The sequence below is a fragment of the Pseudomonas sp. SJZ074 genome, from assembly GCF_007828215.1.
Classification (GTDB): domain Bacteria; phylum Pseudomonadota; class Gammaproteobacteria; order Pseudomonadales; family Pseudomonadaceae; genus Aquipseudomonas.
This window is the reverse complement of sequence record NZ_VIUE01000002.1, coordinates 340879-359003: the sequence shown is the minus strand read 5'-3', so window position 1 is coordinate 359003 and position 18125 is coordinate 340879. Positions and strand designations below refer to the sequence as shown.

Below are 18125 nucleotides of genomic sequence, written 5' to 3'. Positions count from 1 at the left end.
TCGGATTATCTTATGAGTGAAATCATGCTTGCTCGCCACATCCAATACTTCCTTGCGGTTGCGGAACATCTCAGCTTCACGAAGGCCGCAGCGGCACTGCATGTGTCTCAGCCAGCCCTTTCGCAGCAGGTGAAACAGTTGGAAGAAAGTCTTGGAGCCCAGCTGTTCGACCGCTCAGGACGCACAACTCGCTTGACTGACGCGGGAGACGTCTATCTTCTGTATGCGCGCCGTGCTTATCAGGAATTGCGAGATGCTAAAAGCGCCATCCACGATGTGAGCGACCTCACCCGTGGCTCATTGCGCCTAGCCGTGACGCCGACGTTCACGACTTATCTGGTAGGGCCGGTGATCGAAGCATTTCACTCTCGGTATCCCAAGATCACTCTCAACCTGAAGGAGATTTCCCAAGAGCGCATTGAGGAGTTGCTTTTGGCTGGGGAATTGGACGCGGGGATCGCGTTCGATGAAATAAATACACCGAATATTGATGCCATCCCTTTGCTGAACGAAACCCTCGCTTTAGTGGTGAGTCGCAGTCACCGCTTGGCCGAGGAGCGGTCCATTGGATTGCAAGGTCTGAATGCCGAATCCCTGATTCTGCTCAGCCCGGAGTTTGCAACCCGCGAACAAATCGATCGCTACTGCCGCAAACACGCGATTCGCCCTCAGGTGCAAATGGAGGCCAATGCCCTCGGTGCAGTGATCGAAATCGTTCGTAGGACGCATCTATCAACTTTATTGCCGGCCAAAATTGCGTTGGCCCATGACGATCTGGTGGCCATCGCACTGGAGCCTGAGCGCTTGCAGCGCACCGCCGTCCTTTTGCGGCGCAAAGATGCCTTTCAGAGCGCAGCGATGCGAGTTTTCATCGAGGTGGCTAAAGAGGTATCCATTCAACTAAACGTGTAATACATCCATCCAAGGACAAGCGATTTTCCCTGCGTTTTACTTCAGCCCCTTCAAACGGATATTCGCCCTCTGCACCGCAGCCATTTTTTCAGGCCGCTTCATGCGTTTCCACTTTCTGATGTCCTCTTTGCTCCGTCCACAACTGACACACAAATCACCCTTCAGTTGACATAACGAGATACAGGGATTTTCGATTTCCTTGGCCATCCTCAATCACCCTTGGCCAGACGCTTTTTCCAATCGCCACCATGACCGCGCTGGCATTCTTGCTCAGAGTCAAGGCGGACGTTGCGATCCGACAAGCTCAGATCGATGCCGGCTTCTTTCAGCGCGATGGCCGTCAGCTCGAGGATGCGAGCCTTGGCATCAACCTGGGCTTGCTGTCTGTCAGCGAGGGTTTCGAACACCCAGGTCACCTTCAGGGTTTTAGCCAACGCATTCAAGTCAGCAGTGTGGGTGAGCCAGGTGAAACCTTGGATTTCACCTTTTGCTGTTTCGCACGCTTCGGTCAGCGTGGTAATCAACCGGCGTTCGATCCGCGCCAGTTCACGTTGCCCTGGAGGCATCGCAAGTTCCTTTGGAATTGATGGAAGGGGAGACCTCAGGCCGGTCGAAACTCGACCGTCAGATGGCTGACTTCGTGCACCGGCTTGAGACGTTCACGAATGCTGTCGGTATTATGCCCATGACCGGGTCCAGCCACACCCAACCCAGATAGCAACCGGCGAGCGGCACAGCGATGGCCATTGGCGCCGTCACGCAGCCGTTTCTATGAGGCGAGCGGCCTGATCAAATCGGTAGAGCGCAAAGCCAATGGTTATCGCGATTATGCCCCCGACACCGAATGGATGCTGGAAATCATCACTGGCGCGCAGGCGCAAGGGGAGGCGCGCGATGGCCGCACCCTGGCTCGCGAGGCTTATTTCGTCGAGTTCGCCCGAGACATCCAGACCGTCGCCAAGATGCCGGTGATGGTCACCGGCGGTATTCGTCGTCCGGTGGCTGAACGTGTCGTGCAGAGCGGTGTGAACATGGTCGGTATCGGCACGGCATTGGCGAACATGGCGGTGGTGAAGTATCAGCTGGGTAAACTCAGTCGGGCGAAAAAGCCTGATCCACGTATCTCGCCATTGCGTGCGCTGATTCTGCAGCAGGTCGCCATGGGGTTTCGCACGCGGCAGTACCGGCGTTGGGTAGAGAAGGGTTCGATGTGAGTCGGTACCTGTTCAACTCGGAGAGCGATGGGAGGTAACCCACTTTTTCAACTCTCTACCGTTGGTGGAATGTCTACTTCTGGGCCGAAAGCAATCGTTCATCATCACTTGATTTCGTAGCGTGCCGTGTCGCGTGCTACGGCTAGCTACCTGTCTAACCCACTCGAGCAGCAATAACTTTGTTCCGCCTTAGCCTTTTCGTATGATGAGCGAACACGATATTTGGAATGCTTTCAGTGAAGTCGCCACCTAAAATTGGATTATCCAGCCCGGCTCCTGCAGGTGACGTCAAACCAGATTTCAGTGGTGCTGTAGCCCAGCTTTCGTGGGACGATTTACGCATCATTAAAACGCTCAGCGAATGCGCCAATCGCACTGACGCTGCCAAGAAGCTGGGGATCAACGTTTCTACCGTTTCGCGCCGAGTGACCCAGGTTGAGAAAATACTCGGAGTGGCATTGTTCGATCACCGCCGCTCGGGATATATGCTCACTACTGAGGGGGCGGAATTACGAGCGCTCGCCGAGCGAGTCGAGCTGGATATCGTCAGCGTTGCACGGCGTGTTTCACGGGCGGGTCAAGGGCCACTCGGAAAACTCCGGATCACCACCAGTGATTCGCTACTGCTGTACTTCCTCACGCCCATCATCGCGCAGTTCAAGGCACTGAATGAAGGGATAGCGATTGAGGTACTGGTAGGCAATCAGACATTGAGTCTGGCCCGAGATGAATCGGATATCGCGGTGAGGGCGACCAACAAGCCATCAGAAAGTCTGGTAGGACGAAAGCTCGCGACAATTGCTTGGGCGCCATACGGCAGTGATAAAAACGCGCCGACCTCAACACCTTTTGCAGAAGGCCAGACGTGGGTGTCCTATTCGGCAGCCTTATGCGGCCTCAAGGCAACGAGCTACGTCGATAGCAGGGTTGCCCCTGATTGTATTTCCTACCGAACCGATTCCGTCGCCGCAGCGAGCGCTGCCATTGTGGCGGGTCTTGGTTTTGGATTCCTTCCCTGCATGCTGGGTGACATCACGCCCGGGTTGGTGCGCGTCGGCCCGGTTGTGCCTGAACTTCAGGACGGGCTTTGGCTGCTGACTCATCAGGACATTCGAAAGTCATGGCGAGTCAAGGCGTTCATGACGTTTTGCGCAGCGGCGGTTGCCGAACTCAAGCCCTTGGTCGAAGGCCAGCGAGCTCTCCCGGTTTCGTAGACGAAACCGGGAGCACGTCTTAGCGGGTGCCGGAGCCGATGACCGCCTTGCAGACAATTTCGATCAACTGCGAACGCTGTGCGAGCCTCGATACGCCGATGATGTTGCTCGCGCACTGGGGCCGCTCAGTGCCAAAGGCAGCCTTGCGAACATTGCCTACCACAGCAAATGCTGCGTCCATGTCCAGCACATAAAGCGTTTCTTCAACGACGTCTTCAAGGGTCGCGCCATACAGGGCGAGCAACTTGGAGATGTTGTCGTAGGAGGCGCGCATTTGTTCCCCCATTGAAGAGAAATCACTGGGCTTGCCTTCGCTATTCAGCGGTGCGGGAGCGATCAGGTTGCCATCTTCATCGTGGTTGAATTGGCCAGATATATAGATTTCGTTGCCTATCTGCCTGGCCTGGGGATAGCCGTAGCTTTCCTCCCATGCCACACCCCAGTAAGCGGTTTTCTTTCCGAACGGTTGCGAAGCTGCCATTGCATTCTCCAGACGTAGAGCAGACTGCCCGCACGGCGGCAGTCCGGGTTGTGGGAAGGCGAAGACTAGCATTGCAGATGCTTTTTCAATGGCGCATTAATGCGCCGCTATAGACGTATTAATGCGCCCCCTGAAGTTGTGAGTGATCACTACCTTGAACCCAAGTTCGGCGCCGCCCATTGGCGAACGACCTTCCGCGAACGCTCTTACTGCGGCCACTGCTCAAGCAGGATCGAGACAAACTTCTCGGCGGCGGGGGATAGGGACGCGCCTCGTCGATAGACCAGCCCCAGTGATCGGTTGACCACCGGTTCGATCAGCGGCACGCTGACCAGTGTTGGATGGTCCCCGGCGGGCATCGCCAGGCTGGGCATTGCCGATACCCCGAGGCCTGCCTCCACCAGCCCCAGTGACGTAGACAGGTGCTGGACCTCGTAAAACCATTGCGGACGCCAGCTCAGTCCCGACAGGGCATGATCAAGCAGCATGCGATTGCCACTCAGACGACCCACCCCGATCAGGCGATAGTCGCTGAGTTCCGACCAGGTGACGGCGCTGCGTCCAGCCAATTCATGATCGCGGCGGCAAGCCAGGACAAAGGGTTCGTTGACCAGGGGCACGAATTCGATGTCCGGATGCTGGCCGCTCATCATGTTGATGCCAAAGTCGGCTTCGCCGCGCAGCACCGCTTCGAGTCCCTCGTTGGCGCTGAGGTCGAGCAGGCGGATGCGGATTTTCGGATAGCGCTCGTTGTACAAGCGGATTACCGACGGTAGGAAATAGAACGCGGCGGTGGGAATGCAAGCCAGGGTCACCCGGCCGATCTGCCGTTCCGCCAGTTCGCGAATGTTAAGGATCGAATCGTCGAAGTCGTCCAGCAGGCGCCGCGCCTTGGGCAGAAAGTCGCGTCCGACGCTGGTCAGGCTGACCTTGCGCGTCGTGCGATCGAGCAAGGCAGTGCCCAACCCTTCCTCCAGTTTCTTCATGCGCCGGCTCAGGGCCGGCTGAGACAGGTGAAGCGCATCGGCAGCCTCGTGGAAACTGCCAAGTTCGGCGATTTTGACGAAAGATCGTATGTCCTGTAGCTCATATTCCATGCCGGATCCCCATAAGCAACGCGATACATCGTGGTAGTCATCCTACGGGGATTGATTCGCTAAACGCAATAAAGTCTCCGATCTTTGCATTGGAAACACTTTTCAAAGCCTGCCACTCTTGTCTCCAGAACATCAATTATCCAGATTGATTAACAAGAGTTAGTGTTCATGCAACGAATTCCTTGTGTGCTCATGCGCGGCGGTACCTCCAAAGGCCCAGTGTTTCTCGCTTGGGACCTGCCGGCCGCCATCGTGGAACGTGACGAGCTGTTGCTCGATCTGATGGGATCTGGCCACGAGCTGGAGATCGACGGTATCGGCGGCGGCAGCCCGCAAACCAGCAAAGTGGCAATCGTCAGCCCATCGTTGCACCCCGAGGCGGATGTCGATTACCTGTTCGTCCAGGTCATGGTCTCCCAACGTCGGGTCGACACTGCGCCCAATTGCGGCAATATGCTTTGCGCCGTCGGCCCGTTCGCCATCGAACAGGGGCTGGTCAAGGCGACCGGTGACCGTACCCCGGTGCGCATTCGCAACCTCAATACCGGCACCTTCGTCGTGTCCGAGGTGCAAACCCCGGGGGGCAAGGTCAGCTATGAGGGAGACACTGCCATCGATGGCGTTCCGGGCACTGCCGCGCCGGTGGAACTGACGTTCCTGGATGCGGCGGGCAGCAAGACGGGCAAACTCTTCCCCACCGGGCAATCGCAGGACGTCATCGACGGCATTGTGGTGACCTGCATCGACATGGCCATGCCCATGGTCATCGTCGAAGCGAGTCAGTTCGGCAAGCGCGGCGACGAAAGCCCCGCCGAGCTGGATGCCGATAAAGCCTTTCTGCAACGCCTGGAGTCCCTGCGGCTCAAAGCCGGGCTGGCCATGGGCCTGGGCGATGTCAGCGACAAGGTGATTCCCAAGCCGGTGCTGGTGTCGCCGGCAAAGTCTGGCGGAACGCTCCAGGTGCGCTACTTCATGCCGCACAACTGCCATCGGGCGCTGGCGATTACCGGCTCCATCGGGCTTGCTACCGCGTGTGTGACCGCAGGCAGTGTGGCCGCCGGATTGATCGGCGGCGTCAGCGAGCCCCGTTTGCAGCGGGTCCGCATCGAGCATCCGAGCGGCGGTATCGACGTTGTTTTGTCCTATGCCGGGGAAAAGGGTGAGACCATCCGCGCCTCGGTGGTGCGGACCGCGCGCCGACTGTTTTCGGGTTTCGTCTACGCCAAGGGTTCCCAGCGACTGGCCGGTTAGCCAGGCTGTCGTTGTCGTTAGCATCAGAACAATTCTAAAAATGGGTGATGCCATGAAAGTTGTTAAATCGCTCTACTTCCAGATCATCTGCGCCGTGCTGCTGGGCGTGGTGGTCGGGCACTTCTGGTCGCAACAGGCGATTGCCTTGAAGCCGCTGGGCGACGCCTTCATCAAGCTGATCAAGATGATGATCGCGCCGGTAGTGTTCTGCACCATCGTCACGGGCATCGCCGGCATGAGCGACAAGCGCTCGCTGGGGCGCTTGTTGAGCAAGACGATGTTGTTGTTTCTGGGCTTGACCGTGGTCAGCCTGGTCATCGGCCTCGCGGCGGTCTATCTGTTCAAGCCCGGAGCCGGGATGAACATCGACCCGACCCATTTGAGTACCCAGGGCCTGGCGCAGTACACCGACTCGGCGGCGAAGCTGGGGGTGGTCGACTTCTTCATGCACATCATTCCCGATACCTTTATCGGCGCCTTCAATAAAGGCGAGGTACTGCCGGTCCTGTTTATCGCGGTGCTTTGCGGCTTCGCCCTGTCTTCGTTGGGTGAGCGGGGCAAGCCGGTACTGGACGTACTGGAATCGGCTTCGCACATGGTGTTCAAGATCTTCTCCTACCTGATGCGTTTTGCCCCGATTGGCGCATTCGGCGCCCTGGCGTTCACGGTCGGGCAGTACGGCATCACTTCGTTGGGGAGCCTGGCCAAGCTGATCATGACCTTGTACATCGCCTGTGCCTTCTTCGTTTTCGCGGTCCTGGGCGGTATCTGCCGCGCCCATGGCTTCAGCTTATGGAAACTGCTGCGCTACCTGCGCGAAGAGTTCCTGGTGGTGCTGGGCACGTCTTCGACCGAACCGGTGATGCCGCGAATGCTGGAAAAACTCCAGGCCCTGGGTTGCAAGAAAGGGGTAGTGGGGCTGGTGCTGCCGACCGGCTACTCATTCAACCTGGATGGCACCGCGATCTACCTGTCGCTGGCGGCTATCTTCATCGCGCAGGCTTGCAACATCGAGCTGACGCTGACCCAGACTGTCACTATGCTGGCGATCATGTTGTTGTCGTCCAAGGGCGCCGCGGGAGTGACCGGCAGCGGGTTCGTCGCACTGGCCTCGACCCTGACGGTCATCCACGACATCCCGCTGGCCGGCCTGGCCCTGTTGATTGGCATTGACCGATTCATGTCGGAAGCCCGGGCACTGACGAGCCTGGCGAGCAACGCGGTGGCGACCGTGGTGATCGCCATTTCGGAGAACGCCTGCGACCGCCAGGTGCTGTTACAGACCCTGGACGGCAAGCCTTCCCCGTCAGTGGCCCAGGCTATGCATGACGCCTGGGACGACGCCAAGGCCGCGAAACATCTCTAGCCGGTCACGGCAAACTCGATATCACGGCTCTACACCTTTCTTGACCTCTGCCAGGCACACTGAACGTGTCGCCTGACAGGTTGGAAGGCGTGCGCCTGGGTGTTGGTAAAGCTACGAATAACAACAAGAGAACTGACCTATGCTCGCTTTACTTGGCTTGGCCATGGTGGTGGTCTTCACCTTCCTGATAATGACAAAACGCCTGTCGCCGATCGTTGCCCTGACGATCGTGCCCATTGTCTTTGCGGTGATCGGTGGGTTCGGCGGCACCACCGGCAAAATGATGCTGGACGGCTTGAAGATGGTTGCGCCTTCGGCAGCCTTGTTGCTGTTCGCGATCCTGTTTTTTGGCCTGATGATCGACGCCGGCCTGTTCGATCCACTGATCCGCAAGATTCTCAAGCGGGTCAATGGCGACCCGATGAAAATCGCTGTCGGCACGGCCTTGCTGTCGCTGGTGGTGGCGTTGGACGGTGATGGCACGACGACCTACATGATTACCTGCGCCGCCATGCTGCCGTTGTACAAGCGCATCGGCATGAACCCGATGATCCTCGCGACGGTGGCGATGCTGTCCTTGAGCATCATGAGTGGCATGACCCCCTGGGGCGGCCCGGCGACCCGAGCGATCGCGGCACTGGGCCTGGATGCCGGCGATTACTTCGTGCCCTTGCTGCCGACCATGATCGGCGGTGCGATGTGGGTGGTGTTCACCGCATTCCTGCTGGGCCGTGCCGAACGCAAGCGCATTGGCAACGTCCAGCTGCAAAGCGGCGGCGGAGATTGTTATATCAAGGCGATCATCGAAGACACCCCGCACAAACGCCCTAAACTGGCTTACGTCAATCTGCTCCTGGTGATCGCGGTCATGGCGGCCCTGGTGATGGGGCTCATGCACTCGGCGATCCTGTTCCTGATCGGGTTCGTCCTGGCGCTGATGATCAACTATCCGCAACTGGACATCCAGAAAGAGCGCATTCTTGCCCATTCGGGCAACGCCATGACCGTGGTCCTGCTGGTCTTCGCCGCCGGCATCTTCGCCGGGATTTTCTCCGGGACGAAAATGGTCGACGCCCTGGCGCAGACCCTGGTCGATTGGATTCCGCCCTCGTGGGGGCATCTGTTCCCGCTGGTGGTGGCGATCACCAGCATGCCGCTGACCTTCGTCCTGTCCAACGATGCCTACTACTTCGGCGTCGTGCCCATCCTGGCCAATGCCGCTGCTGCGTATGGAATCGATCCGGTGGAAATCGCCCGGGCGTCGATTCTCGGTCAGCCGGTGCACCTGATGAGCCCGCTGGTGGCGTCGACCTTGCTGCTGGTGGGCATGGTCGATCGTGACCTGGGCGACTTCCAGAAAGCGACCGTCAAGTGGGCCGTGCTCACCTCCCTGGTGATTACCGCGCTGGCCTTGCTGACCGGTGCGCTGACCCTGTTTTCCTGAACCACCCGACACCTTCGTTTTGCGCCTGTCACGCCTCGTCGCCGGGGTGTGCGCTGGCTTGCACGCCAAATAACAACAACGAGAAACCGATATGCACACTTCTCTGATCCGTGGGGCTGTATTTCCTATGCTTGGCCTGTTGCCGCTGGCCGCCGCCAACGCCGAGGGTTTTATCGACGACAGCAAGCTCAAACTGCAATTGCGCAACGTCTACTTCAACGAGAATTTTCGCGACGAGCACGGAATGAGCGCGCGAGCCGCGAGAACCGCGAAGAGCGAGCGCACAGAATGGGCCCAAGGCTTTCTGTTGGATTACCAGTCGGGTTTTACCCCCGGCACCGTTGGCTTTGGCGTCGATGCCCTGGGGCTGCTCGGGGTCAAGCTCGACTCCGGGCGTGGCCGCAGTGGCACCGGTCTGTTACCTGTGCATGACGATGGTCGCGCCGCCGATGAGTTTGCCAGCGCGGGGATGACCGCCAAGGCCAGGGTGGCCAAGACCACGCTCAAGTACGGCACCTTGCTGCCCAAGACCCCGGTGCTGATCTACAACGACGCGCGACTGTTGCCCCAGACCTACCAGGGCCTGCAGGTCAGCAGTACTGACATCGACAATCTCGCCCTGACCGGCGGCCATCTGGAGCGTTTCAAACTGCGGGATTCCAGCGACAGCATGCCGATCGTGCCTGACGGTTACGCTGGCGATCAGTCAGGCGACTTCAACTACGCCGGTGCCGATTACAAACTGGGGAAAAACACCCGCTTGAGCTACTTCTACGGCGAGCTCGAGAACTTCTACCGACAGAACTTTGCCGGCATCCAACACGACCTGCCGCTGGGCAGCGGGGTGTTGACCGGCGACCTGCGCTACTTCAACAGCGTCGATTCCGGTTCGGCCTACGGCGGCAAGATCGACAACGACATGCTCAGTGGCCTGCTGTCCTACGCCGTTGCTGGTCATACGCTCAGTGCTGGCTACCAGGCGCTCAGCGGTGAGGCCGGCTTGCCGTACATCAGCGGTGCCACGGTTTATTCCTTCAGCAATGCCGGGATTGGCAAGTTCATCGAGGAGGACGAGAAGACCTGGATGCTCGGCTATGGCTACGATTTTGCCCGCCTCGGTGTACCAGGCCTCACGTTTTCCAGCCGCTACCTGAGTGGCAACGATGGCCAGTCCAACAGCACTGTGAAGGAATGGGAGCGTGATGCCGAAATCGCTTATGTCGTGCAGCACGGCACGTTCAAGGGGGTGGGGATGAAGCTGCGCAACTACGTCTATCGCTCGGATTTCTCACGGGGCCGTGACAGCAATCGAATCTACTTCACCTATGATGTTGCGCTTTGGTAGGACGTTGGTCCAACCCGCTTGAACGTCTGCCCCAACACGGCCTCTGAGAGTAATGCAGGGCGAGCCCACTTCGCCCGTTTACACTCGGAGGCTGGATGCACATGAACATTCTGATGGTTCTTACCTCTCACGATCAGTTGGGCGACACCGGCAAGAAGACCGGTTTCTGGCTGGAGGAATTCGCTGCGCCTTACTACGTGTTCGTCGACGCCAATGCGACGGTCACGCTCGCCTCCCCGAAGGGCGGACAACCACCGCTGGACCCCAAGAGCAACGAAGCGGACGCGCAAACCGATGCAACCCGTCGCTTTGGCTCGGACACCCAGGCCCAGATGGCATTGGCCGACACGGTGCCGCTGGGTGAGATCGACCCCTATGCTTTCGATGCGGTATTTTACCCAGGAGGCCACGGCCCGCTCTGGGATCTGGCTGAGAACACCGACTCCAAGGTCCTGATCGAAGCCTTCTACGAGTCTAATAAACCCATTGCCGCCGTCTGCCATGCGCCCGGCGTGTTCAAGAACGTCAATGCCCCGAACGGCCAGCCGATTGTGAAAGGTAAAAAGGTGACCGGGTTCACCAACTCCGAAGAGGAGGCGGTGGGGTTGACGCAGGTGGTGCCGTTCCTGGTGGAAGACATGCTCAAGGCCAAGGGCGGCGAGTATTCCAAGGGGGCGGACTGGGCCAGCTATGTGGTCGAGGACGGGCATTTGATCACCGGCCAGAATCCGGCGTCTTCCGAAGCCGCCGCCCATGCATTGCTCAAGCGTCTGAAGCAGGAACAGTCGGCCTGAGCCATGGGGTATTCGCTGGAACGGACACTGCCGGCCGCAGCGATGCGGCCGGCGGGTGGAGGGAAACGCATCATGCATGACATTTACAACCTGGCCCGTTTTGTCGAAGCCCAGGCCCCGGTGTTCAGCCGTGTCATGAACGAGCTGCAGGCAGGTCGGAAAACAAGTCACTGGATGTGGTTCATCTTTCCGCAGTTGCAGGGCCTTGGTCGTACCGAGATGGCGGCTCGGTTCGCTATCTCTGGCGTGGCCGAAGCCTGCGCGTATCTGCAGCACGAGGTGCTCGGCCCTCGGTTGGAGTTGTGTGTGACCACTGTACTGCAACACCGCGACCTGAGCGCCGGGCAGATCTTCGGTTCGCCCGACGATCTGAAGTTTCGCTCTTGTCTCACGCTGTTCATGACAGCGCGGCCGGAGTCGACTCTGTACCCAGAGGCGCTCGATCAGTTCTATTCGGGTGAACCCGATCCCAAGACGCTTCTGCTGTTGGGGGACTGATGATTAACCTCCGGACGCCGCCGTCATGCCCAGCAACCGCTTTTGCCGCCAGGTCGGCGCACTGGTGGGAAAAAGTACCTCGTCCGGCCGAAAACGGGCCAGCCCGCAGGCGGCGGCAATGCGCTGGCGTTGCTGGCCGAGAATCAGTACCTGTTCAAACGCCTGTTCACTGTGTGCCAATCCCAGCAGGTACCGGGTACCCACCTGCAAATGCCCTCCATTGGCCTGCCACCAGGCTTCTATGGATTGAGGGTCGGGCCATGGCAGGTTTTCATCGGGGTCCATGGCGACGTTCGGGTCCTCAGGGTCGTCGTTCGGGCCCGCTTCGAAGTCCGGCAGGTCCTGCAAGTCCAGGTCGAGTAGCGCCAGGTCGGCGCCGGTGATCAGGCTGAATGCTTCACCGGCCACGCGGGCGTAAGGCGGGTCGCTCATCTGCTGGAGCAGCCAGGGTACGCAAGCCGGATCACCCAGCAATCCAAGGGCCTGGATGCCGATGCGCAGATGCCTGGGGTTCTGCACCCACTGGCGTATCCAGGTGATGCTGGTCTCGCGTTCTTGCCAGGCCAGTAACACACTGAGCGCGCGGTATTGAAATTCGCCCGGTTGCTCGGCGAAGTGGCGTAGGGGTTCCAGGGGCTGCTGATCGCCCATCTGGACGGTGGCCCAGTTGGCCCAGAAACGGGGGGCTGGATCCGGGTGCCGGCAGTGGGCGCGGAGGTTGGGCAGTAAGTCGCGCCGGCGCAGTTCGCCGGCGGTACGGGCGGCACGGGCCAGCACGCTTGGGTCTGTGTCGCACAGTCCGTTAAGCAGGGCGGGGCCCGGGTCGTGCCGATGCATGCCGCAGGCGGCCAGGCCGAGTCGGCGAAACATCGGCTCAGGTGCGGCGAGCATGCGCTCGATCCAGGGCGCTAGCCGCTCCCAGTCGAGCCAGCCCAAGGCCATCAGATAACCGCGTTCCGTTTCTGCGGCGCCTCGCAGGTGTTCGCTCAGCCGCGACAATACCTTGCCATTGGCCGACTCGAAGGCCAGCACCGCACAGGCAAACATTTCGCCGATGGCATGAGGGCCAAGTTGCGCCAGGAGCGTTTCCAGGCCGTCCTGGGCTGCGATACGCAACCCGTCGAGGTGAGCGTCCAGGCGGTTATCGAGTGTGCCGAGGTGTTCGATGTCGAAATGCGGTGCGCGCGCGGCGTAGTCACGCAGGTTGGCAAGGAAGCTGGCCTCTTCGGCGTGCTGCTCGATTATCAGCAACAGCGAGTTGTTCATGGGACATTCATGTGTTGTGTGGGCATATCAACCGCTGCCACTGGTTGCCATCGAATTTGAGTAGGGCGCCTGCTTTCTAGTTGATCTGCACCGAACCCCCCTTGATGCGGTTGACCCCGCTGGATCGGCTGGAGAGGTAGGCGCCGCGGATGATGACTTTTCCCGCGCGGGTCAGGGTGATGCTGGCCTTGCCGCAGCGCAGGACGATTTCCCGTTCGGCGCTGAACTCCAGGCGTTCGCCATCCAGATGGGCGAGCGCGGGTGTTGCAGGCTCTTCCAGACGCTGGATACGGCCGATCACCAGCGGCCGTGCCGGGTCGCCCGCCTCGAACATCAACGCGACCTGGACGCCGATGTCTTCGCGGTTCAGTGGAGTGGTGGTGCGTGCGGCGAGGCCTGTTTCACCGGGACAGCCGGGAAAAGCCACCACCGGGGCGTCCACCCTGGGCACGTCCAGCAATACGCCAATCACCACGCCTTCCACGCGCATTGGCGCGGAGGTAGTAGTTGCGCGAAGGTGGTATTCAACGGTCATAGCGGCCACTCCGTGGGCTAGTTCTGCAGGATCTTCTGGCCTTTGACGACGACGTTCCTGTTGGCCTTGATGTTGATGGCGCCGGAGCCGTCGAGGGTGATGTTCTTGCCGCTGATCACGATGGTGCCGTCCTTCTTCATGGTGATACTGGCCGCCCCGGTGGTCAGCGTGATCGAGTCGCCAGCGGTGAGGGAAAAATGCTTGCCTACATCCAGGCTGTCGTTCTGCTTGATGTCGGTGCTGCGGTTCTGGGCGACATCACGGGATTCGTTCTGGCCGATCTGGGTACTGTGGTTGCCATTGATATCGGTGCTCTGGTTGCCGCTGATCTCGATGCCTTCATTGCCTTTTACCGATTCATTGCGGTTGCCGGAAATGCCGATCGTCTCGTTACCGCCGACGTCTTCGTTGCGGTTGCCGACGATAGTGATGGTTTCGTTGGCGCCGACCTTTTCCGTGCGGTCGGCACCGATGGTGATGGTCTCGTTGCTGCCGACTTTCTCGGTGCGATTGACGCCAATGGTGATTTTCTCGTTGCTGCCCACCTCCTCGGTACGGTTCACGCCGATGGTGATGGTTTCGTTGTTGTCCACCGTCTCCGTGCGGTCGTGTTTGACGTGCACGGTCTCGTCGTTGTCGATGGTCTTGCTGCGGTCATGGCCGACCCAGTGGGTTTCGTCGTTCTCGACCTCGATGTCCTGGTTCTTTTCGGCGTGGATGAACAGCTGCTCCGAACCTTTCTTGTCCTCCATGCGGATTTCATTGAAATTGGCCGGTGAGCCGCCCTTGCTGGAGCGGCTTTTCACCCCGCTCTGGGTGGCATTGGCAGGCAGCCCGTAGGGCACGGTCTGTTCGGCATTGTAGACGCGGCCGGTGATGATCGGCCGGTCCGGGTCGCCTTCGAGGAAACTGACGATCACCTCCTGACCGATCCGTGGGATTTGCACCGAACCCCAATTCTTGCCGGCCCAGGCCTGGGACACCCTAATCCAGCAGGAGCTGTTCTCGTTGGATTGGTCATGACGGTCCCAGTGGAAATGCACCTTGACCCGGCCATACTGGTCGGTCCAGATTTCCTCGCCACTGGGACCTACCACCACGGCCGTCTGCGGCCCGCGGACAATGGGCATGGGCGTCAGCGGGAGAGGGCGGAAGGCCTGGTGGGCGTCCATGCAGTCCAACTCGCTGACGAACTGTTCGGTCAGGTCCGGCTGCCCGCTTTCATAAGGATCCTGGCGAATCTGATAGCGTGCGACCACCACCAGGTATTCGCGATTCTGGTCCGCCCGGTCGTAGCCGGTCAGGGTGAACAAATGGCCGGAACCCAGCCCGCGAGCGAGACCACGCAGCTGCACCCGCTCGAATTGACTGTGAATGGCTTCGATGCGGGTACGTGCGTAGTGTTCACCGTCATTGCTCTGCAGGTATTCCCCGGGATAGTCATAGAGCGGGTAGTCGCCGTTGCTGTGGTCGCGCATGACACTGGAGCGTACTTCAAGGCTGGCGCGGGGGCGCTGGAAGTCATAGTCGTTCAGCGCCAGGGAACCGGGTTGGACTTCTCGCGCCAGTTGCCAATCGTAGAAGTGATCGCGCTCGCGCATCTGTCGATCGGGTGGGTAGAAGGGGACGCAGGCGTAGTCCGGCACCGTGGAGTGGGCGCCGTAGGCATCGGCCAGCACCAGTACATGGCGGGCCTTTTCATGGCGGAAGTAATAGTAGATGCCTTCCTGTTCCATCAACCGACTGATGAAATCGAAGCTGGTTTCGCGGTACTGCACGCAGTATTCCCACTCGCGATAACTGCCGCTCAGACTGTCTTCGAAGTCGGAGAAGCCGAGGTCACGGAACACCTGCTTGATGATGTCCGGCACGGTCTTGTTCTGGAAAATCCGGCAATCCGAGGTGCGCGTGAGCAACCAGAACCAGGGCCGCAGCGTGACACGGTAACCGGCGAACTGACCATGGCCGGTCAACTGACGGCAACTGCAGACAATCCCGTGGAAGTAGCGTTTACCGCCCTCGTACAGTTCCAGGGTCACGCCCATCGGCTTGCCCAACAACTGATCGAAGGTAATCGCCCGGTCCTCGGAGGTCAGATCCAGTTCGTAGTGAAAACACCGACCTAATTCTTCACCGCCGTCCATGCTTTGCAGCAGCAGGACGTTATCACCAAGGGGGCTGTCGACCTGCACCAGGCGGGTGTTTTGCGTGAGTGACATCAACGGCGCCCTCTGGCTGGGGTCTGGACGTCAGTGGGCCGTCTTGACTGCATAGCGCTGTCTATCCATCACAGGTTGATCTCCCTATCGGTCTATTCGATGCTCAGTCCCATCCGTTTTCTACGGACCGGGGTTGTCGTACGCGTTAGCCTCGTTCAGCTAGCGTAGACGGGAATGGAGGGGTTGTTACGCGTCTTATGGTCAAAGAGCCGGGCCAAGCGCCAAACCAGCGGCATGCTATCGTTGCAGTACAACAACGCAGGCGTGCGCCAAGGAAGGGAGGTGTGGGCTCGTAGCGCCACAGCATAGGGTGTTCATGCCCTCAAGACTGTTGCCAGGCTATGTGCACGAGTCACCAGAGCACTATGCAGATCACCAGCAATACCACTCCGTTTCTCGCCGAACGCTTTGTTTCAACAGACAAAAGCGGACAGAAGCACTGCGTTGTGGTTGTCAGGGCGACCTTTGACGTTAACGATCAGGGCGGCTGCGTGCCTGCATCGGAGCAGATCCCCTTTGTCTATTGCGACCAGCATCACGGCGATCCCGGCACGACATCGGTCCGTTTCGAGTCTGACTTCGCGCCGGTGAAACCACGCGTCGATGTGCTGGTCCACGCCTCGGCTGTTTCTCCGAAGGGTGAACCCGTGACCCGGCTACACGTCGGCTTCGCGGGTGCGGGTATCCATAAGCTTGCAGTGGTGAGTGGCGATCGCGTTTGGACGCTCGGTGTTACCGGGATCGTGGCGTCGCCGCCGTCACCCTTCACCTCGATACCGCTTTCCTGGGATCGTGCTTTTGGCGGCAGCGATCAATCCCATGACGACGAGACGAAACGTGGCAGCGATCTTCGCAATCCCACCGGTGTTGGTTTCCATTTGAATGACCGGGACGACAGCATCCTCAATACGAGATTGCCAAACGTGGAGCGCCCAGACGATCTGACGGGGGCTTGGACGGATAAGCCGCAACCCATTGGGTTTGCGCCCATCGGCCGGGGCTGGCACCCGCGTATCGGTTTTGCCGGGACATACGACCGGCACTGGTTCGAGACACGCCGGCCCTTCCTGCCGGAAAATTTCGACGTCCGTTATTTCCAGGCGGCACCGCTCGATCAGCAGTTGGATCGTCTGGAAGCCGGCACACGCTTTACCTGTGCCAATATGAGTCCGGGTGGGTCGTTCGTCGCTCAAACGCCGGCCTTCGACATCCCGATCACCTTCCTCTTCGAAAATCGCCAGGTGCAGGCGGCCATCAACGCTGACACCGTTATCCTCGAGCCCGGTTGTGCCCGGCTTACGTTACTCGGCAGGACATCGGTGTCGCTGCCTCGCAAACTGGCGCAACTGAGAGAAATACAGGTCGGCAGGCGCCGTTATACAGACCCGCACGGTAAACCGCATTTCGCCAACCTGTCAGACCTGGTCACCTCATTCGGACATGGGGAGACGAAGACATGATGCAGCCCGTCTACCTGTCTTGCCTGGGGTTGGTCTGCGCAGTCGGCCTGTCACCCGTGGCCGCCGCTGCAGCAATGCGTGCGGGGATCAGCGGCTTCAACGAATTGCCGTGGGTCGAAGATGGCCTGGAACCGATCATGGGTGCGAGAGTGCCAACGGTGGCGGAGGATCTCCACGGGCGTTCACGGCTCGTCGAAATGCTTATTCAGGTGTTGGGTCAAAGCCGTGCCACATTGGCGGATCGTGCGGATCTAAGCGAGCTGCCGCTGCTTCTCTGCACGTCCGAGCCACAAAGGCCTGGCTCGCGCATCGACGGCATCGTGACGCAAGTCGAGGCGCGATCAGGATGGCTGTTGCAACGTAAAGGCGCTGCCCATGTGGCCCTTGGGCATGTTGCAAGCATCGAAGCGTTGAGTCTGGCAGAGCGCGCCATGGACCAGGCCGACCGTGACGCCTGCCTGATCGTGGCGGTCGATTCCCTCGCCGATCCCCGCTGTTTGCTCTGGTTGGAGCACAGCGGCCGGCTCAAGACCACGCTACGCTCGGATGGCGTGATTCCGGGGGAAGGCGCTGCGGTGCTGCTCGTCAGTCGCAAGCCGATGAGTGCCGCGCCCTTGGTCGTTCGTGGCTTGGGTACTGGCAACGATGCCGCCACAGTGCTCAATGACGAGCCGCAACTGGGCCTGGGGATGACCACGGCTGTCGCAGCGGCCATCGCACAAGCAGGCGTTGCCATGCACGACATCGCTTGGCGTTTGAGCGATGTGTCGGGCGAAGCCTATGGGTTCGAGGACCTGGCCCTGGTCCAGTCTCGCCTGATGCGGCAAACCCGCCCGACCCAGGATCTATGGCATCCGGCGAGCTATGTTGGCGATTGTGGAGCGGCGTTGGGAGCGATACAAATCGCTTGGCTTGAACAAGCGTTTGCGCGTGGCTACGCCCCCGGTCCGATTGCACTGGTACACAGCTCGTCAGCGAACGGTGCCCGCGCAGCAGCCGTTATCAGTGGCACAGTGAGGGAGCGCTGAC

The 18125-nt window shown here is 59.7% G+C and carries 17 protein-coding genes and 2 pseudogenes; 12 read left to right on the top strand and 7 right to left on the bottom strand.

The window, feature by feature from the left end; all coding sequences use genetic code 11:
• The first annotated feature begins 24 nt into the window (after window positions 1–24).
• Window positions 25–912 (top strand): transcriptional regulator CynR, encoded by an 888-nt coding sequence (gene cynR / locus FBX99_RS03955; RefSeq protein WP_145130774.1) that lies wholly within the window; start codon window positions 25–27, stop codon window positions 910–912.
• A 36-nt stretch (window positions 913–948) separates the two neighbouring features.
• Here the strand turns inward: cynR and FBX99_RS03950 are convergent, their stop codons facing one another.
• Together FBX99_RS03950 and FBX99_RS03945 are read right to left on the bottom strand one after the other, a co-directional pair.
• A complete protein-coding gene (locus FBX99_RS03950; RefSeq protein ID WP_145130681.1) occupies window positions 949–1119 on the bottom strand; it encodes a DUF1289 domain-containing protein in 171 nt (56 codons plus the stop codon).
• Between the two features lie 2 nt (window positions 1120–1121).
• Complete coding sequence (locus tag FBX99_RS03945) at window positions 1122–1478, bottom strand: hypothetical protein (protein WP_144922446.1); 357 nt, start codon at window positions 1476–1478, stop codon at window positions 1122–1124.
• A 180-nt stretch (window positions 1479–1658) separates the two neighbouring features.
• On the opposite strand from FBX99_RS03945, the pseudogene FBX99_RS29095 reads away from it, so the two are divergent.
• From FBX99_RS29095 to FBX99_RS03935, 3 genes and pseudogenes are all read left to right on the top strand, one after another.
• A pseudogene (locus tag FBX99_RS29095) lies at window positions 1659–1796 on the top strand (MerR family transcriptional regulator); the annotation flags it as partial.
• Window positions 1791–2126 (top strand): annotated as a pseudogene (locus FBX99_RS03940) (2,4-dienoyl-CoA reductase); the annotation flags it as partial. The pseudogenes FBX99_RS29095 and FBX99_RS03940, both read left to right, overlap by 6 nt.
• Before the next feature lie 227 nt (window positions 2127–2353).
• A complete protein-coding gene (locus tag FBX99_RS03935) occupies window positions 2354–3340 on the top strand; it encodes a LysR family transcriptional regulator (protein ID WP_145130679.1) in 987 nt (328 codons plus the stop codon).
• A gap of 19 nt (window positions 3341–3359) precedes the next feature.
• Here the strand turns inward: FBX99_RS03935 and FBX99_RS03930 are convergent, their stop codons facing one another.
• Both FBX99_RS03930 and FBX99_RS03925 read right to left on the bottom strand, forming a co-directional pair.
• The gene (locus FBX99_RS03930; RefSeq protein ID WP_144922440.1) at window positions 3360–3821 is read right to left on the bottom strand and encodes a RidA family protein; all 462 of its coding nucleotides are present in this window, start codon (window positions 3819–3821) and stop codon (window positions 3360–3362) included.
• Between the two features lie 206 nt (window positions 3822–4027).
• Window positions 4028–4918: a LysR family transcriptional regulator gene (locus tag FBX99_RS03925; protein ID WP_024777250.1), complete on the bottom strand. Its 891-nt coding sequence runs from the start codon at window positions 4916–4918 to the stop codon at window positions 4028–4030.
• 168 nt (window positions 4919–5086) lie between these two features.
• On the opposite strand from FBX99_RS03925, the gene FBX99_RS03920 reads away from it, so the two are divergent.
• The 6 genes from FBX99_RS03920 to FBX99_RS03895 all read left to right on the top strand — a co-directional run bounded on the left by FBX99_RS03920 (window position 5087) and on the right by FBX99_RS03895 (window position 11616).
• Entirely contained in the window at window positions 5087–6169 is a 1083-nt protein-coding gene (locus FBX99_RS03920) for a 4-oxalomesaconate tautomerase (protein ID WP_144922436.1), read from the top strand.
• Between the two features lie 40 nt (window positions 6170–6209).
• On the top strand, window positions 6210–7535 hold the full coding sequence (locus FBX99_RS03915) for a dicarboxylate/amino acid:cation symporter (protein ID WP_144922433.1): 1326 nt from the start codon (window positions 6210–6212) through the stop codon (window positions 7533–7535).
• 139 nt (window positions 7536–7674) lie between these two features.
• Window positions 7675–8979 carry a CitMHS family transporter gene (locus FBX99_RS03910; protein ID WP_144922430.1) on the top strand — a complete coding sequence of 435 codons (1305 nt, stop codon included), beginning with the start codon at window positions 7675–7677 and terminating at the stop codon, window positions 8977–8979.
• A 91-nt stretch (window positions 8980–9070) separates the two neighbouring features.
• Entirely contained in the window at window positions 9071–10324 is a 1254-nt protein-coding gene (locus FBX99_RS03905; protein WP_144922427.1) for an OprD family porin, read from the top strand.
• A gap of 101 nt (window positions 10325–10425) precedes the next feature.
• On the top strand, window positions 10426–11118 hold the full coding sequence (locus tag FBX99_RS03900) for a type 1 glutamine amidotransferase domain-containing protein (protein ID WP_144922425.1): 693 nt from the start codon (window positions 10426–10428) through the stop codon (window positions 11116–11118).
• Between the two features lie 72 nt (window positions 11119–11190).
• Entirely contained in the window at window positions 11191–11616 is a 426-nt protein-coding gene (locus FBX99_RS03895) for a DUF1810 domain-containing protein (protein ID WP_145130677.1), read from the top strand.
• 3 nt (window positions 11617–11619) lie between these two features.
• Here FBX99_RS03895 and FBX99_RS03890 read toward each other — a convergent pair whose 3' ends face one another.
• The 3 genes from FBX99_RS03890 to FBX99_RS03880 form a co-directional block, all read right to left on the bottom strand.
• Window positions 11620–12882, bottom strand: a complete 1263-nt coding sequence (locus tag FBX99_RS03890; protein WP_145130675.1) for a TIGR02270 family protein — start codon at window positions 12880–12882, stop codon at window positions 11620–11622.
• Window positions 12883–12958: 76 nt separating this feature from the next.
• On the bottom strand, window positions 12959–13417 hold the full coding sequence (locus FBX99_RS03885; protein WP_144922416.1) for a DUF6484 domain-containing protein: 459 nt from the start codon (window positions 13415–13417) through the stop codon (window positions 12959–12961).
• Window positions 13418–13434: 17 nt separating this feature from the next.
• A complete protein-coding gene (locus FBX99_RS03880; protein ID WP_144922413.1) occupies window positions 13435–15636 on the bottom strand; it encodes a type VI secretion system Vgr family protein in 2202 nt (733 codons plus the stop codon).
• Between the two features lie 365 nt (window positions 15637–16001).
• Here FBX99_RS03880 and FBX99_RS03875 point away from each other — a divergent pair, with 365 nt between their 5' ends.
• The gene (locus tag FBX99_RS03875; protein ID WP_178111850.1) at window positions 16002–17096 is read left to right on the top strand and encodes a DUF2169 domain-containing protein; all 1095 of its coding nucleotides are present in this window, start codon (window positions 16002–16004) and stop codon (window positions 17094–17096) included.
• Window positions 17093–18124: a hypothetical protein gene (locus FBX99_RS03870; RefSeq protein WP_145130673.1), complete on the top strand. Its 1032-nt coding sequence runs from the start codon at window positions 17093–17095 to the stop codon at window positions 18122–18124. The genes FBX99_RS03875 and FBX99_RS03870 overlap by 4 nt, the downstream gene beginning before the upstream one ends.
• The last annotated feature ends 1 nt before the right edge of the window (window position 18125 follow it).

Coding starts and splice junctions, on each gene's coding strand:
- FBX99_RS03900 (WP_144922425.1), top strand. CDS start 10,426: ATGAACATTCTGATGGTTCTTACCTCTCACGATCAGTTGGGCGACACC.
- FBX99_RS03935 (WP_145130679.1), top strand. CDS start 2,354: ATGCTTTCAGTGAAGTCGCCACCTAAAATTGGATTATCCAGCCCGGCT.
- FBX99_RS03910 (WP_144922430.1), top strand. CDS start 7,675: ATGCTCGCTTTACTTGGCTTGGCCATGGTGGTGGTCTTCACCTTCCTG.
- FBX99_RS03885 (WP_144922416.1), bottom strand. CDS start 13,417: ATGACCGTTGAATACCACCTTCGCGCAACTACTACCTCCGCGCCAATG.
- FBX99_RS03950 (WP_145130681.1), bottom strand. CDS start 1,119: ATGGCCAAGGAAATCGAAAATCCCTGTATCTCGTTATGTCAACTGAAG.
- FBX99_RS03895 (WP_145130677.1), top strand. CDS start 11,191: ATGCATGACATTTACAACCTGGCCCGTTTTGTCGAAGCCCAGGCCCCG.
- FBX99_RS03875 (WP_178111850.1), top strand. CDS start 16,002: ATGCAGATCACCAGCAATACCACTCCGTTTCTCGCCGAACGCTTTGTT.
- FBX99_RS03880 (WP_144922413.1), bottom strand. CDS start 15,636: ATGTCACTCACGCAAAACACCCGCCTGGTGCAGGTCGACAGCCCCCTT.
- FBX99_RS03945 (WP_144922446.1), bottom strand. CDS start 1,478: ATGCCTCCAGGGCAACGTGAACTGGCGCGGATCGAACGCCGGTTGATT.
- FBX99_RS03925 (WP_024777250.1), bottom strand. CDS start 4,918: ATGGAATATGAGCTACAGGACATACGATCTTTCGTCAAAATCGCCGAA.
- cynR (WP_145130774.1), top strand. CDS start 25: ATGCTTGCTCGCCACATCCAATACTTCCTTGCGGTTGCGGAACATCTC.
- FBX99_RS03920 (WP_144922436.1), top strand. CDS start 5,087: ATGCAACGAATTCCTTGTGTGCTCATGCGCGGCGGTACCTCCAAAGGC.
- FBX99_RS03930 (WP_144922440.1), bottom strand. CDS start 3,821: ATGGCAGCTTCGCAACCGTTCGGAAAGAAAACCGCTTACTGGGGTGTG.
- FBX99_RS03915 (WP_144922433.1), top strand. CDS start 6,210: ATGGGTGATGCCATGAAAGTTGTTAAATCGCTCTACTTCCAGATCATC.
- FBX99_RS03890 (WP_145130675.1), bottom strand. CDS start 12,882: ATGAACAACTCGCTGTTGCTGATAATCGAGCAGCACGCCGAAGAGGCC.
- FBX99_RS03870 (WP_145130673.1), top strand. CDS start 17,093: ATGATGCAGCCCGTCTACCTGTCTTGCCTGGGGTTGGTCTGCGCAGTC.
- FBX99_RS03905 (WP_144922427.1), top strand. CDS start 9,071: ATGCACACTTCTCTGATCCGTGGGGCTGTATTTCCTATGCTTGGCCTG.